The 15,174-nt window shown below is 57.0% G+C and carries 15 protein-coding genes; 3 read left to right on the forward strand and 12 right to left on the reverse strand.

Annotated elements, in window-relative coordinates; translation table 11 throughout:
* Positions 1–43 precede the first annotated feature (43 nt).
* Both ACW81B_RS09425 and ACW81B_RS09430 read right to left on the reverse strand, forming a co-directional pair.
* Positions 44–2,047, reverse strand: a complete 2,004-nt coding sequence (locus ACW81B_RS09425) for a PAS domain-containing sensor histidine kinase (RefSeq protein WP_491579969.1) — start codon at positions 2,045–2,047, stop codon at positions 44–46.
* Between the two features lie 35 nt (positions 2,048–2,082).
* Entirely contained in the window at positions 2,083–2,532 is a 450-nt protein-coding gene (locus ACW81B_RS09430) for a YaiI/YqxD family protein (RefSeq protein ID WP_491579970.1), read from the reverse strand.
* A gap of 285 nt (positions 2,533–2,817) precedes the next feature.
* On the opposite strand from ACW81B_RS09430, the gene ACW81B_RS09435 reads away from it, so the two are divergent.
* Positions 2,818–4,146: a DEAD/DEAH box helicase gene (locus tag ACW81B_RS09435; RefSeq protein WP_491579971.1), complete on the forward strand. Its 1,329-nt coding sequence runs from the start codon at positions 2,818–2,820 to the stop codon at positions 4,144–4,146.
* On the opposite strand, the gene cfa is transcribed toward ACW81B_RS09435, so the two are convergent.
* From cfa to ACW81B_RS09480, 9 genes are read right to left on the reverse strand one after another with little or no spacing between them, the layout of a single operon-like run.
* The gene (cfa, locus tag ACW81B_RS09440; protein ID WP_491579972.1) at positions 4,143–5,258 is read right to left on the reverse strand and encodes a cyclopropane fatty acyl phospholipid synthase; all 1,116 of its coding nucleotides are present in this window, start codon (positions 5,256–5,258) and stop codon (positions 4,143–4,145) included. The two genes, ACW81B_RS09435 and cfa, sit on opposite strands and share 4 nt — an antisense overlap.
* A gap of 33 nt (positions 5,259–5,291) precedes the next feature.
* Positions 5,292–5,765, reverse strand: coding sequence for a transcription antitermination factor NusB (gene nusB / locus ACW81B_RS09445; RefSeq protein WP_491579973.1), 474 nt, complete (start codon positions 5,763–5,765; stop codon positions 5,292–5,294).
* Positions 5,766–5,770: 5 nt separating this feature from the next.
* Positions 5,771–6,247: a 6,7-dimethyl-8-ribityllumazine synthase gene (gene ribH / locus ACW81B_RS09450; protein WP_491579974.1), complete on the reverse strand. Its 477-nt coding sequence runs from the start codon at positions 6,245–6,247 to the stop codon at positions 5,771–5,773.
* A gap of 35 nt (positions 6,248–6,282) precedes the next feature.
* Positions 6,283–7,398 carry a bifunctional 3,4-dihydroxy-2-butanone-4-phosphate synthase/GTP cyclohydrolase II gene (gene ribBA, locus ACW81B_RS09455; RefSeq protein ID WP_491579975.1) on the reverse strand — a complete coding sequence of 372 codons (1,116 nt, stop codon included), beginning with the start codon at positions 7,396–7,398 and terminating at the stop codon, positions 6,283–6,285.
* Positions 7,395–8,078 (reverse strand): riboflavin synthase, encoded by a 684-nt coding sequence (locus ACW81B_RS09460; protein WP_491579976.1) that lies wholly within the window; start codon positions 8,076–8,078, stop codon positions 7,395–7,397. Before ACW81B_RS09460 ends, ribBA begins: the two co-directional genes overlap by 4 nt.
* 21 nt (positions 8,079–8,099) lie before the next feature.
* On the reverse strand, positions 8,100–9,245 hold the full coding sequence (gene ribD, locus ACW81B_RS09465) for a bifunctional diaminohydroxyphosphoribosylaminopyrimidine deaminase/5-amino-6-(5-phosphoribosylamino)uracil reductase RibD (RefSeq protein ID WP_491579977.1): 1,146 nt from the start codon (positions 9,243–9,245) through the stop codon (positions 8,100–8,102).
* On the reverse strand, positions 9,238–9,759 hold the full coding sequence (gene nrdR / locus ACW81B_RS09470) for a transcriptional regulator NrdR (RefSeq protein WP_491579978.1): 522 nt from the start codon (positions 9,757–9,759) through the stop codon (positions 9,238–9,240). Before nrdR ends, ribD begins: the two co-directional genes overlap by 8 nt.
* A 30-nt stretch (positions 9,760–9,789) precedes the next feature.
* Positions 9,790–11,043 carry a serine hydroxymethyltransferase gene (gene glyA, locus ACW81B_RS09475; protein ID WP_491579979.1) on the reverse strand — a complete coding sequence of 418 codons (1,254 nt, stop codon included), beginning with the start codon at positions 11,041–11,043 and terminating at the stop codon, positions 9,790–9,792.
* 44 nt (positions 11,044–11,087) lie between these two features.
* Complete coding sequence (locus ACW81B_RS09480; protein ID WP_491579980.1) at positions 11,088–12,044, reverse strand: acetoin utilization protein AcuC; 957 nt, start codon at positions 12,042–12,044, stop codon at positions 11,088–11,090.
* A 142-nt stretch (positions 12,045–12,186) separates the two neighbouring features.
* Here ACW81B_RS09480 and ettA point away from each other — a divergent pair, with 142 nt between their 5' ends.
* Together ettA and ACW81B_RS09490 are read left to right on the forward strand one after the other, a co-directional pair.
* Positions 12,187–13,851 carry an energy-dependent translational throttle protein EttA gene (ettA, locus tag ACW81B_RS09485; RefSeq protein ID WP_491579981.1) on the forward strand — a complete coding sequence of 555 codons (1,665 nt, stop codon included), beginning with the start codon at positions 12,187–12,189 and terminating at the stop codon, positions 13,849–13,851.
* 39 nt (positions 13,852–13,890) lie between these two features.
* Positions 13,891–14,493: a hypothetical protein gene (locus tag ACW81B_RS09490; RefSeq protein WP_491579982.1), complete on the forward strand. Its 603-nt coding sequence runs from the start codon at positions 13,891–13,893 to the stop codon at positions 14,491–14,493.
* 73 nt (positions 14,494–14,566) lie between these two features.
* On the opposite strand, the gene msrQ is transcribed toward ACW81B_RS09490, so the two are convergent.
* Positions 14,567–15,172 (reverse strand): protein-methionine-sulfoxide reductase heme-binding subunit MsrQ, encoded by a 606-nt coding sequence (gene msrQ, locus ACW81B_RS09495; protein WP_491579983.1) that lies wholly within the window; start codon positions 15,170–15,172, stop codon positions 14,567–14,569.
* Positions 15,173–15,174 lie beyond the last annotated feature (2 nt).

A 15,174-nucleotide genomic window follows, 5' to 3' on the forward strand; every position in this document is an offset into this window, starting at 1 on the left:
ACACGTGTTGCATTCCCGGAGTCATTCTGTGTCTTGCCGAAGATCAAGGAAGATTTGACCCGCCAAGCGTGAAAAAGAACGTAGCACCCCTGCCTGGTTCCGCCTCGGCCCAGACACGCCCCCTGTGACGATCAACAATTCTCGACACGGTAGCCAGTCCGATACCCGTTCCCTCGAATTCATCGGCCCTGTGCAGCCGCTGAAAGATACCGAACAGCTTGTCTGCATAACGCATATCGAAGCCCACACCATTGTCTTTTACAAAAAACACCTGTTCTCCATGATGCTCCTGAACACCTATCTCGATAGAAGCCTGCTCACACACGCTGGTATATTTCCAGGCATTACCAATCAGATTGTCCAGCACCACATCAAGTAGTGCCCTGTCACTCCTTACACGCATACCTTGCACCACACTTACATTTACCCGGCGTCCAGGTTCTGTCTCCCGAAGGCGTTCAACGACTGCGGCAGCCAGTTCACTCATATCCACATCTGACCACTGCATGTCATTTCGATTCACACGTGACAATTGCAGGATATCATCGATCAGGTCTCCCATACGTTGACTGGCGGCACGCACCCGGCGCAGGTAACTTCTGCCTGCATCGCCGACAGCGTCAGCGCAATCCTCTTCCAGCGCGTGAGAGAAACCATCGATGGCTCGTAAAGGTGCGCGTAGATCATGGGAAACCGAGTAGGCAAACGCCTCCAGCTCCCGGTTAGCCACCTGCAACTCATGGGTGCGCTCTGAAACCAGTTCCTCGAGATGATCGCGATGCACGCGCAGTTCATCCTCAATCAACTGGCGTTCGATTTCCATGCCGGTACGCGCAGCAAATATCTCCATCACGGACTGCAGTTTTTCAAGCCCTTCCATAGGCTTTCCATCCAGTACTACCAGCAGCCCGGTAGGCGCACCGTCACTGTCGAACAGCGGCGTACCGATATAGCTGTCTACCTCCATTTCAATAAGCAGCGTGTCTTCAGGGAATGCGGCCTGCACACCGGTGTGATACGAACAGGTATTCTGCCCCACCACATTGGCGCAGGGTGTACCACGCAGGTTATAACTGAAATTAGCAACGAGCTTGCCATGCGCACAGACTGCACGCGTATTGACAACCTCTGGATTATTTTTATCCAGCACACCGACAAAGGCATAATCAGCATTAAAGAACTCTGCCAGTTTGAGCACCAGTGTGCCGAAATACTGCTGCGTATCGGTTACGGAAACACCTTCTGCAATATGACGAATGGCAGCTTCGGTGTGTTTTTGTCCCGTTATATCAGTAACAGTTCCCACATAACCGATCACATTACCCTCACTGTCGTGTTCAGCCGTAGCCTGTACCAGCACCCAGGTAACCTTGCCACCCGGGCGTTGAAAACGACACTCGATATAAAACGGCATCTGCGAGCTGGCCGCCCGGTACCATTCGGAAAACACACGCTCCCGGTCTTCCGTATGCAAGGCCGCAGACCAGCCTTCGCCAAGCGCCTGTTCCGGGGACATACCGGCTATCAGGCACCAGCGTTCATTGGTATAAATACAGTTACCCGCCGCATCGGTACGAAAAATACCCACCGGTGCGATACGAGCCAGTGCCTGGTAACGCTGCTCGCTTTCCAGCATGGCCTGTTCTGCTTTGCGGCGCTCGGTAATATCCAGAACGATGGCAATGAATACCGCTGGTGATTCCTCTTCGGCAAACTGAAGACGAACCTCCACTGGATAGTGACTGCCATCCTTGCGCTGGTGACGGGTTTCAAAAACAACCCGCTCCTGCTTTCCGTCCAGCAACGGTTTAACCAGGCGGTTAAACCCGGCCTCACTGATCTCGGGCTTGATATCGACAGCCGTCAGTTGCTGCATCTCCTGCATGGAATAACCGAGATTCTGCAAGGCACCGCGAGAGACCTGCATAAAACGCATACTGTCTGCTGAAAACAGGTAGATTTCGTCAAAGGAGCTTTCCAGCAGACGGCCCCAGCGTTTACGCAAGGCTTCGCCAGGCTGTGTTTCCTTACGCTGGTCTGACGTCATTGTGTAAAGACCTCATTCCCTGTTGGGTCCACAAGCTATTTCGCCAGCAACCTGTCCAGCTGATTGGCAAATGCCTGCCGATCGGCCTGACTGAATGAGGCCTGACCGCCGGTATCGACACCACTGCTGCGCAGGGTATCCATAAAATCTCTCATATTCAGTCGTTGGCGGATATTCTCTTCGGTATAGAGTTCACCGCGAGGATTCAGCGCCAGGCAGCCTCTGGCAACCACCTCCGCTGCCAACGGGATATCTGCCGTAATCACCAACTCATCCGCCTCCGCATGCTGCACGATATAGTTATCTGCCACATCAAACCCGGCTGATACCTGAACCGAGCGAATATTAGGGGATCCGGGCACCTGAAGATACTGGTTAGCGACCAGAACCACTGACACATTCACCCTGTCCGCGGCACGAAACAGTATTTCCTTGATGACTTTTGGACAGGCATCAGCATCAACCCAGATTTGCCTCAAGCGCATTTTTACCCGAAATGAAATAATGAGTGTAGATGCATTATACTGAGTTGCCCGTACATGCCCATGACAGGATTTCCCCGGACCCGGGTTATTTCTGGTATACTGCCTCTATTCCGGGTGCCTGACCGGTTAGCACCCATTGAGCGGCCTTGAACAGTCGCCGGAAGATCTTGAGCCGTTTGCCCGTTTTACGGGCCTCCCGCAAGCAAGAAATCCCTTATCCAGCCCGAACCGGCTCCCGCCAGCAAATGCTGTCGATGGGAGGGCAAGACTGGAGTTATTACCCCAATGTCATTTGATACCCTCGGCCTGTCGGCTGAACTGCTGCGCGCAGTCAGCGAACAGGGCTATAGCGAACCCACCCCCGTTCAACGCAACGCCATCCCCGTTGTACTCGAAGGCAGGGATGTCCTGGCCGGTGCACAAACCGGCACCGGCAAGACTGCCGGTTTCACTTTGCCGCTACTACAGCGACTGAGTGAAAAACCCGCAAGTAACGGACGACGTCCGGTTCGGGCACTGGTGCTTACCCCGACCCGTGAACTGGCCGCACAGGTTGGCGACAGCGTGAACACCTACGGGCGTCACCTGCCATTGAAATCCGCCGTTATTTTCGGCGGCGTCAAGATCAATCCGCAGATCGACAAACTGCGTCGCGGCGTCGATATCCTGGTGGCCACACCCGGCAGACTGCTGGACCACGCCAACCAGAAAACGGTGGACCTGTCGCAGGTCGAAATCCTGGTGCTCGACGAAGCCGACCGGATGCTGGATATGGGTTTCATTCACGATATCCGCAAGGTGATGGCGATGCTGCCTGACAAGCACGCACGCCAGACGCTGCTGTTCTCCGCGACCTTCTCCAACGAGATCAAACAGCTCGCAAACCGCCTGCTCAACAACCCGAAACTGATCGAGGTTGTACGCTGTAACGCCACGGCCGAACGCATCGAACAGAAAGTTTACCCGGTCGACAAGCAGCGCAAGCGTGAACTGCTGAGCTTCATGATTGGCTCACGCAACTGGCGTCAGGTGCTGGTATTCACCCGCACCAAGCACAGCGCCAACCGCCTCGCCCAGCAACTGGAAAAAGACGGCCTGACGGCTTCCGCCATTCATGGCAACAAAAGCCAGGGGGCCCGCACCCGTGCACTGGCCGGGTTCAAGAATGGTGATGTACGCGTGCTGGTTGCAACCGACATTGCGGCCCGCGGCCTGGACATCGATCAACTGCCACACGTCGTAAACTACGAACTACCCAACGTAGCGGAAGATTATGTACACCGTATTGGCCGAACCGGGCGTGCCGGCAACGAAGGGGAGGCGATTTCCCTGGTGTGCGTGGATGAACTCAAACTGCTGCGTGATATCGAGCGACTGTTGAAACAGGACATTCCGAAGGAAACGCTGGAAGGCTATGAGCCGGACCCGGGCATCAAGGCAGAACCGATCCAGAACGGGCGCAACGGCAAGGGCCGCTCCCAGCCGCGAAAATCCACTAACGCTCATAAGCGCAGCAATGGCGGGGCCGCGAAAAAATCAGCTTCGGGCTGGCGGAAATCCTCTGGTACCCAGTCAACATCGCAACAAAGGCCTGCACGCGCAGGACGGGGCTAGCGAATCGAGTCGTAACCACCATCCAGTCCTTTTTTGCTGTAAACAATCTGCCATAACTGGTTCCGGCGCGCACGCGCCGAGCCAGCGGATGAGAGCAGGAAATAACGCCACATACGGTAGAAACGCTGGTCATAGCCCAGGCTTTCCAGTTCTTCGCGGTGTGAATCAATATTCTCCATCCAGGCCATGAGCGTTGGGTCGTAGTGTGTGCCGATGTTGTGCAGATCCTCCAGAATGAAGATGCCATTTGCAGCGGCATCGATCTGCCCCAGGATCGGGAGCATGCCGCCGGGGAAAATATACTTGTCGGTCCAGGGATCGACGGCTGTGGTTTTGGTGTTGGTACCAATTGTGTGCAACAGAAACAACCCGTCGTCTTCCAGGCAACTTTCAACCACCTTCATGTACGTACGGTAGTTTTTTCTGCCAACGTGCTCGAACATGCCAATGGATACGATGCGATCAAAACGTTCATTCATCTCGCGGTAGTCCTGGAAACGCAAATCGACATCAAGGCCCCTGTAACGTTCCTGCCCGAACGCAATCTGTTCCTTTGAAACTGTCACGCCAACCACCTTGACACCATAGTGTTCGGCGGCAAAACCGGCGAAACTGCCCCATCCACAACCAATATCCAGCACCCGCATACCGGGCTCCAGTCCTGTCTTGCGGCACACCAGGTCGAGCTTGGCTTCCTGCGCATCGTTCAGGTTGTCAGCGTCTTTCCAGTAACCGCAGGTATAGGTCATACGCGGGTCCAGCATGCGTTGGTACAGGGTATTACCCAGGTCGTAGTGATGCTCACCGATACGGAATGCCCGGTTTCGACTTTGCAGGTTGACGAGTTTTGACCAGACAACCGGCCACAGCAGTTTCAGGGGTGAGATGCGGTGCTCAAGATCGGCTCGCAGCAGGCGGTAAATCAGCGCATCCAGCGCCTCGCAATCCCACAGTCCCTGCATGTAGGTTTCACCGAAACCCAGTGCACCGCCTTTCAGCAATTGCTGGTAGAAACGGGAATCATTGACCTGGATATCGTGTGGCTGACTGCCGTTGATCTCGATGTCGGCGAGTTCAACGAGACCACGAATAGCGGTTTCGGCTCTGTCCATGCACGCTCCTGTCCTGGTTGACCTGCACAGGCGCTATTTTTTCAGCAAGCCGCTCCCGCCATCTCCTTGCGGATGCTCGACAGCACGCAACTTGCGCGCCGTTTGATCAAGCACGCCATTGATGTATTTGTGCGCCTGCTCTGCGCCAAACTTTTTAGTCAGGTTAACAGCTTCATTGATGATGACCCTGTAAGGGACATCGAGGCGTGTCATAAGTTCATAACTCGCCATGCGCAACACAGCGCGCTCGACCGGATCGATTTCCCTGACCGGTCGATCGAGGAAGGGGGAAAAGGCCTCTTCAATTTCATCGAGCCTTGCCGGCACCTTATGCAGCAACTCGTTGAAATAGTCCGCATCGGCCTTGTCGAAACCATCCTCCTCGACAAACTGGGCTTCGATATCCGACAGGTTGTTGCCGGACATATCCCATTGATAAAGCGCCTGCATGGCAAGGCGACGCGCGCGGGTGCGTTGTGCAGCCTGGGGTTTGGCGGGTTGCGTCATGCGTTTTACTGACCAATCTCACGCAGCACGTTGATCATTTCAATGGCAGACATGGCTGCTTCGTCACCCTTGTTGCCCGCCTTGGTACCAGCGCGTTCAATGGCCTGCTCGATGCTGTCCACGGTGAGTACGCCGAACGTGACCGGGATATCGTATTTCATGGATACGCCGGACAGCCCCCTGGTGCACTCACCGGCCACGTACTCGAAGTGCGGTGTGCCGCCACGGATTACGGCGCCCAGCGCAATGATGGCATCGTAACGCTTGCTGGCGGCCAGCCGGTTTGCAGCCAGCGGCATTTCAAACGCACCCGGCACACGCACGATTGTCAGGTCTTTTTCTTCTGCGCCATGGCGCTTCAGGGTATCGATGGCGCCACTCAGCAGGCTCTCCACAACAAAGCTGTTAAACCGCGCCACAAGCAGAACAATACGCGCATTGTGAATATTCAGTTTACCTTCAATTTCCTGGATGCCACTCATGACAGTCACTCCGAGTTTCAATGTTTGAATTGAATTTATTTCCGATCATCGACATATTCGATGATTTCCAGCCCGAAGCCGGACAGTCCATGCTCAACCTTGGGCGCACTCAGTACACGCATCTTCTGCACGCCGAGGTCGGCAAGGATTTGTGCGCCGATACCGTGGGTGCGCAGTTCATGCTGTTCCTCGTGCTTCAGCGGTTCGCCGGTCTTTTCGTGTTCGTTATAGTTCTGGATGCGCTGCACCAGGTCACGCGGTGATTCCTGCTGGCCAAGCACGACAATCACACCCTGGCCATTTTCGTTAATACGCTGCATGGCATCGCGCAACGGCCAGCCGATATCCTGCATCTGCGCACCAAAAAGATCGCCCAGGGCATTCTGCACATGGACACGCACCAGGCTGGGTTCAGTACTACTGACTTCACCCTTTACCAGCGCAAGGTGCAACCCATCGTTGACGATATCCTGGTAAGCATACAACTGAAACTCGCCAAACCCGGTCGGCAAACGGCAATCTGCAACACGCTCGACGCTCTTCTCGTTGGCGATACGGTAGTGAATCAGATCGGCAATCGTACCAACCTTCAGGCCATGCGTCCCGGCAAACTTTTCCAGGTCGGGACGGCGCGCCATGGTGCCATCCTCGTTGAGGATCTCGACAATCACCGCTGCCGGCTCCTGCCCGGCCAGGCGCGCCAGATCACACCCCGCTTCAGTATGGCCGGCACGCGTCAGCACGCCGCCGGGCTGTGCCATCAGTGGAAAAATATGTCCCGGCTGCACAATATCCTGTGGCTTTGCATCCGGCTTGACCGCCGCCTCGACGGTGCGCGCCCGATCGTGGGCCGAAATGCCGGTCGTTACCCCTTCGGCCGCTTCGATCGATACGGTAAAGTTGGTTGCCAGTTGCGCCTGGTTATCCGCCACCATTAACGGCAACGATAACTGACGGCAACGCTCGCGGGTCAGTGTCAGGCAGATAAGACCACGTCCGTGGGTTGCCATGAAGTTGATATCTTCCGCTTTCGCAAGACTGGCGGCCATCAGCAGGTCACCTTCGTTTTCACGGTCCTCGTCATCCATGATGATGACCATCTTGCCGGCACGGATGTCTTCGATGATCTCTTCGATGCTGTTCAGTTTCATAAGCCGGTTGACCTGTCTGCTGCGCCCATAAAACCGCAACGTTGTAAAAGTTCTTCCGTTACACCCTCGCTACCCGGTTGCGCCGCGCGCTGACCCAGCAGCAGGCGCTCCAGGTAACGGGCAATAATATCCACTTCAAGGTTGAAGGTGCGCCCGGGCTGAAATTCGCCCATGGTGGTTTCAACCAGCGTATGCGGCACAATGTTCAGTTCAAACCCGGCGCCATCGACCGCATTGACAGTCAGGCTGATCCCGTCCACGCACACTGAACCTTTTGCAGCAATGTAGTGTGCAAGTTTGTCCGGGGCGCGCATGCGAAAGCGCACCGAACGGCCGTCTTCATGACGCGATACCACTTCACCGATGCCATCAACGTGCCCGCTGACCAGATGCCCGCCCAGCGGGGTGGAGAGTGTCAGCGCCTTTTCCAGATTGACCCGGTCGCCGACTTTCAGCTCACCGGTGCGGGTACAGGCCAGCGTTTCGCCGGACACATCCGCCCGGAAGCCGTCACCGGGCAGGTCCACAACCGTCAGGCACACGCCACTGGTGGCAATACTGTCGCCCAACGCCACGTCAGCAAGATCCAGCTTGCCGGTACGGATGCGCAGGCGCAGATCGTCACCCATCGGTTGCAGGGCAGCGACTTCACCCACGGATTGTATGATACCGGTAAACATGTTCTCTCTTCGCTTGCCCTGTTAATCCTGCGCCGGCCGTAACGTCAACCGCAATGTATCGCCGAGCTGGCGAATATCCTGCCACTGCAGCGGGATACGATCCTGCATTTTCTCCAGACCCGGCAGATGAAACAGGCCACGCGCGCCATCCCCCATCAGGTGCGGCGCCAGGTACAGGATCAGTTCATCGACCATCCCGGCCGTCATAAAAGCGCCCGCCAGTGTCGGGCCGCATTCGAGCAGCACCTCATTGATCTCCCGCGCCGCCAGTTCCTGCAACACGGCCTGCGGCGACGGCTGTCCATCCTGCGCCTCGACAGCACAAACGGCTGCACCGGCCTGTTCCAGCACACGACGCGCTGTTGTATCATCACTCACCGTAACCACCAGCGTTTCACCCGGCAACGACAGTAACCTTGTCTGTGGCGACATACGAAGATGGCTGTCCAGCACAACGCGCAAAGGCTGACGCAGCGGCTCCACACCATACAGTTGCGAGGCTTCCAGCCGCACATTCAGTGACGGGTCATCGGACATCACTGTGCCGATACCGGTCATGACAGCGGAACTGCGCGCCCGTAACCGCTGCACGTCCTGTCTTGCTTCCGGGCCACTGATCCAGCGGCTTTCACCCGACACCATGGCCGTGCGCCCATCCAGACTGGCCGCGAGTTTTACCCGTAACCAGGGGCGGCCCCGCTGCATACGCGAGATAAACCCGGGGTTCAGCTCACGTACCTGCGCTTCCAGCAAACCGCTGTCAACCTTTATACCCGCTTCACGCAAGCGCGAAATACCACGACCGGCCACTTGCGGATTGGGATCCTGCATGCCAACCACCACACGCCTGACACCAGCCTCCACCAACGCCTCTGCGCAGGGTGGCGTGCGCCCGGTATGACTGCAAGGCTCCAGTGTCACATAGACTGTTGCACCACGGGCGCGCGCACCGGCTTCGCGCAACGCATAAACCTCGGCGTGTGGTTCACCGGCACGCCGATGCCAGCCACGTCCCAGCACTTCACCCCCGGCCACCACCAGACAGCCAACGCCGGGGTTCGGGTGTGTGCTGTAGATGCCACGCCGGGCCAGCTGCACGGCCTCGGCCATACAGGCGTAATCGGCTGCATCAAACAACATTTCACCCGCCGCCGGCGCCTCAGGCATCGGGTGCTGCATCCTCTTCGTCAGGCAACAGCGGCATCTGGTCACGCTTTTCTTCCGGCGTCGGCCCCTGCTCAAGGCGCTCGATCTCGTCACGGAACTCACTCACATCCTGGAAGCTGCGATAGACCGAGGCAAAACGCACATAGGCCACCTGGTCGAGGTTGCGTAATTCGTTCATGACCCATTCACCCAGCTGTCGCGATGGAATTTCGCGTTCGCCACAAGCCTGTAACCGGTGTTGAATGCGATTGATGGCAGCTTCTACACTGTCCGTGTCAACCGGACGTTTTTCCAGTGCACGCAACACACCGGTCAACAGTTTCTCCTCGTTGAACGGTTCGCGTGTTCCATCACTTTTAATGATGCGCGGCATGACCAGCTCAGCTGACTCATAGGTGGTAAAACGGTCCGCACAGGCGATACATTCACGACGACGACGCACCTGCATGCCATCACCCGCGAGACGCGAGTCAATGACCCTGGTGTCCATGTTCCCACAGAACGGGCAGCGCATAGGCAGTCAGCCTCCGATGGCGTAGTGGCTTCAGCCGTATACCGGGAAGCGTTTGCAGATTTCCAGAACTTTTGCCCTGACTTGCTCAATGGTATCGGCGTTGTCCACATCATCCATGATATCGCACATCCAGCCGGCCAGTTCGCGTACTTCGTCGTCATTGAAACCGCGGGTCGTCACTGCCGGGGTGCCCACACGGATGCCGCTGGTTACAAACGGCGACTGCGGGTCATTCGGCACGGCGTTCTTGTTCACGGTGATATTGGCTGCACCCAGCGACGCATCCGCCTGCTTGCCGGTGATACCTTTGGAAATCAGGTCAACCAGGAACAGGTGGTCGTCGGTGCCACCGGACACCACGTTGTAGCCGCGATCCAGGAACACCTGCGCCATGGCGCGCGCATTGGCCAGTACCCTGCCCTGGTATTCACTGAACTCGGGCTGCAGGGCTTCCCTGAACGCCACGGCCTTGGCGGCAATCACGTGCATCAACGGACCGCCCTGGATACCGGGGAACACCAGTGAGTTGAGTTTCTTTTCGATATCCGGGTTGGACTTCGCCAGAATCAGGCCACCGCGCGGACCACGCAGGGTCTTGTGCGTGGTGGTGGTCGTCACATCGGCAATCTGTACCGGGCTGGGGTAATGCCCGGTCGCAACCAGGCCGGCGACGTGCGCCATGTCGACAAACAGGAAGGCGCCGACAGAATCGGCAATCCTGCGACAGCGTTCCCAGTCCACCACACGCGAGTAGGCGGAGAAACCGGCAACGACCACTTTCGGCTTGTGCTCCTGCGCCAGGGCTTCCATCTGATCGTAGTCGATCTCGCCGGTGTCGGCATTCAGTCCGTACTGGATGGCGTTGAATACCTTACCGGAAAAATTCACTTTCGAGCCATGGGTCAGGTGCCCCCCATCGGCGAGACTCATCCCGAGAATGGTGTCGCCCGGGGCGCATAGCGCGAGATACACTGCCGCATTGGCCTGCGAACCCGAGTGCGGCTGCACATTGGCGTAATCGGCACCGAATAACTGTTTGGCGCGGTCGATAGCCAGCTGCTCGGCCACATCAACATGTTCACAGCCGCCGTAGTAACGCTTGCCCGGGTAGCCTTCTGCATACTTGTTGGTCAGCACGCTGCCCTGCGCTTCCATGACACGCGGGCTGGCGTAGTTTTCCGACGCAATCAGCTCAATATGTTCTTCCTGGCGCACCTCTTCGGCGGCAATGGCAGCGGCGAGTTCGTCATCGAACCCCTTGATGGTCATTTTCTTGCTGAACATTCGACTTCCCCGACACGGCTGAAAAGAGGCGAATCATACTGGAATCAGGGCGTTTCGCCCAGTAGCGCGGCAATCACCGCGGTCCAGGCACGGGCCAGATTATCGCGGTTGTAACCCCCGCCACCCAATACCAGTAATCGACCACCGCCATGACGCTCAGCCAGCTGTTTCAGGCGGGCTGCGGCATGGGCATGGGCGGCCTCGGACAGCTCCAGGTGGGTAATCGGGTCACCCGCCAGGCTGTCGGCACCGCATTGCAGCACAATCACCTCGGGCGCGAGTTTATCGAGGAAGGACTCGGCCGATTCCCATAGCCGGAAGAAGGTTTCATCGCCTGCCCCCGGTGACAGTGGAATATTCAGCTTACGCCCTGCAGCCGGGCCCTGCCCGGTTTCGTCCACCGACCCTGTACCGGGATAGAGATAACGGCCATCCTCGTGAAAGTCTACATCAATCAGTTCCGGATCATCTTCAAATGCGTAGAACACACCATCACCGTGGTGTGCATCGATATCGACATAGGCCACTCTGCCAATACCATGACGCCGGCGCAATGACTCGATTGCCACCCCGCAATCGTTGAATACGCAAAACCCTGCTGCACTGTCGCGGCTGGCATGATGCAGCCCGGCAATCGGCACAAAAGCCTGCCGGCAATCGCCGTTCATAACCTCTTCCAGTGCTGCCAGCGTGGTGCCAACCACCGTGCCTGCAGCCTCATACATACCCTTGAAGGCTGGCGTATCACCACAATCGAGGTACCCCTCGCCAGTCGTCGACAGACGTTTGACCTTTTCCAGGTAGGTCGGGGTGTGGAACAGCAGGATATCTTCGTCACTGGCCCGAACCGGCACCCGGGTCTCGACCCGCTGATCCATTCCCTCGTCACACATTCGCTGCCAGAACGCCGCCATACGATCAGGCCCAAAAGGATGGCTGTCGCCAAAGCCATAAGCGGCCAGCGCATCGCCAACATAGACAGCCACACAATCAGAACCCATACACAGATCCCGCAACCAACTGCTCAAGTTGGGGTAGTTCTCGTTACCCTGCCAGCATTCAGCGTCGATACCGCGGACACCAACACAACCCCAGCACGTAACCGGTATAATACCTCCAGTCTACACCAACCAGCGAGGTCACATGGCCCAATACGTCTACACCATGAACCAGGTCGGCAAGGTTGTGCCGCCCAGACGCGAAATACTGCGCGATATTTCCCTGTCATTCTTTCCCGGCGCCAAAATCGGGGTTCTGGGCCTGAACGGTTCCGGTAAATCCACGCTGCTGCGCATCATGGCCGGCATCGACACCGAGATTAACGGCGAGGCGCGCCCGCAACCCGGTATCAAGGTCGGATACCTGCCACAGGAGCCGCAGCTGGACGAGAGCAAGGATGTGCGCGGTAATGTTGAAGAAGCACTGGCAGAGATCACCGATGCACAAAAACGGCTCGATGAGGTCTATGCCGCCTACGCCGAACCGGATGCGGATTTTGACGCACTGGCCGCTGAGCAGGCGAAGCTTGAAAATATCCTGCAGGCCAGTGACGGCCACAACCTGGAACGTACGCTGGAAATTGCCGCTGATGCGTTACGGCTGCCACCGTGGGATGCCGACGTCAGCAAGCTGTCCGGTGGCGAGAAACGCCGCGTCGCGCTGTGCAGGTTGCTGCTTTCCAAACCTGACATGCTGCTACTCGACGAACCGACCAACCACTTGGATGCCGAAAGCGTGGCCTGGCTGGAACGCTTCCTTCACGAATACCCCGGCACCGTGGTCGCCGTCACTCATGACCGTTACTTCCTCGACAATGTCGCCGGCTGGATTCTGGAACTGGATCGCGGCCATGGCATCCCGTGGGAAGGTAACTATTCCTCCTGGCTGGAGCAAAAGGAAAACCGCCTTGAGCAGGAAGAAAAAACCGAAAGCGCCCGCCAGAAAGCCATGAAGGCGGAACTGGAATGGGTACGCAGCAACCCCAAAGGTCGCCACGCCAAGAGCAAGGCCCGCCTTGCCCGCTTCGAAGAACTGTCCTCGCAGGAAGCCCAGAAGCGTAACGAGACCAAGGAACTCTACATCCCGCCAGGTCCGCGGCTGGGTGAACTGGTGGTCGAAGCCAGCCATATTCGCAAGAGCTTCGGCGACCGACTGCTGATCGACGACCTGAGCTTCCGTCTGCCGCAGGGCGGCATCGTCGGCATCATCGGCCCTAACGGCGCAGGCAAGACTACCCTGTTCCGTATGCTAATGGGCGTTGAACCGGTTGACAGCGGCGAACTGCGGATTGGTGAAACTGTACAACTGGCCTGCGTCGACCAGAGCCGTGACGCGCTGGATGACAACAAGACTGTGTGGGAAGAAATCTCGGACGGCCAGGACATCATCACCATCGGAAAATACGAGATCAACTCACGCGCCTACGTATCACGCTTCAACTTCGGCGGCACTGAGCAGCAGAAACACGTCGGCACGCTGTCCGGTGGCGAACGCAATCGCGTGCATCTCGCCAAGCTACTGCGGAGTGGCGGCAACCTGCTGCTGCTCGATGAGCCAACCAACGACCTTGATGTCGAAACCCTGCGGGCACTGGAAGAAGCCCTGCTGGATTTCCCGGGCTGCGCCGTTGTTATCTCCCACGATCGCTGGTTCCTGGACCGCATCGCCACACACATACTTGCCTTTGAGGGCGACAGCCAGGTCACCTGGTTTGAAGGCAACTATGCCGACTATGAGGAAGACCGAAAACGCAGACTCGGCGACGAGGCCAACCAGCCACACAGGATCAAATATAAACGACTACACTAGTATTGAGCGGGTATATAACTCAGAAACAAGGAGGCAGATATGTCCAGACCAGATCACACGCTAAAGGCAGCCGCAATCGTCGCATCTCTCGTGGCCTTTTCCGGCACAGGGTATGCTGACGATATCGAAGACTCCATCAACGAGGCCTTGCAGTATTACCAGGACGGCGAATACAAGGACGCCGTGGAAAACCTGAATTATGCAACACAGCTGATCCAGCAAAAGAAAGCTTCACAACTGGAGGCGTTCCTTCCGGAACCTGTGAGCGGCTGGAGCGCGCAGGATGCATCATCCCAGTCTGCCGGCACGGCCATGTTCGGTGGCGGGGTAACAGCAGAACGCACATACAGCAAGGGGTCCAGTTCGATTACCGTCAAGATCATCACAGACTCCCCGATTATGCAGGGTGTAATGATGATGTTCTCCAACCCCATGTTTGCCACCTCGGACGGCGGAAAACTTGAGCGCATCGGGCGTCAGAAAGCTATCGTGAAATACGATGCCGGCAACCGGGACGGCGACATCAACATTGTCGTTGACAAGCGCTTTCTTGTGACAATCGAAGGCAGCGATGTCAGCATTGAAGACCTCAAGGCCTACGCAGGGGCAGTTGACTACAAGAAATTGAAGGCCATGCCATAACCCACACAACAACAGGGTGGTGGTGGCAACGGGAAAACAGGCCGCCACCTTCCCTGCATGAGCGGGAGCGTTATCAGCTTACGCAGCGCTCTGTCGATGTACGGGCAACAACAGGCTTGCGCTTCAACCTGAGCGCAAGCAGTAAAACAAGAACAGCCGCATACACCAGCGGTTCCAGTACATCAGCCTTCACCAGCCACCAGAAATGCAAAACGCCGAGCAACGGAACCACATAGGCAAGGCGATGCAAACGCTTCCAGTTGCGTCCAAGTCGTCGCACCATGGCATTAGTGGACGTTGCAGCAAGCGGCAACAACAAAATAAAGGCGAGCATACCGACGGTAATAAACGGCCTGTCGATAATATCCAGCCAGATTTCACCCCAATCAAAAAACTGGTCGAGCCAGAGATAGGTAACAAAATGAAGTGCTGCGTAAAAAAATGCAAAAAGACCCAGCATACGCCGCACCCGGACAGGCCACCCCCAACCAGACAGGCGTTTTAACGGGGTTGCCATCAGCGTTATCAGCAGAAACCGTAACGCCCACTCACCTGTCGTATCAGCGACTTCATCGATGGGGTTTGCACCAAGCCGGTCGGCATAAAGCCCCCAGACCAGCAGCGCAAGCGGCGCCAGGCACAGGAGAAAAACCGCTGGCTTGAGTAATTGTCTCTGCATAT

The organism is Thiogranum sp. (genome assembly GCF_058323355.1).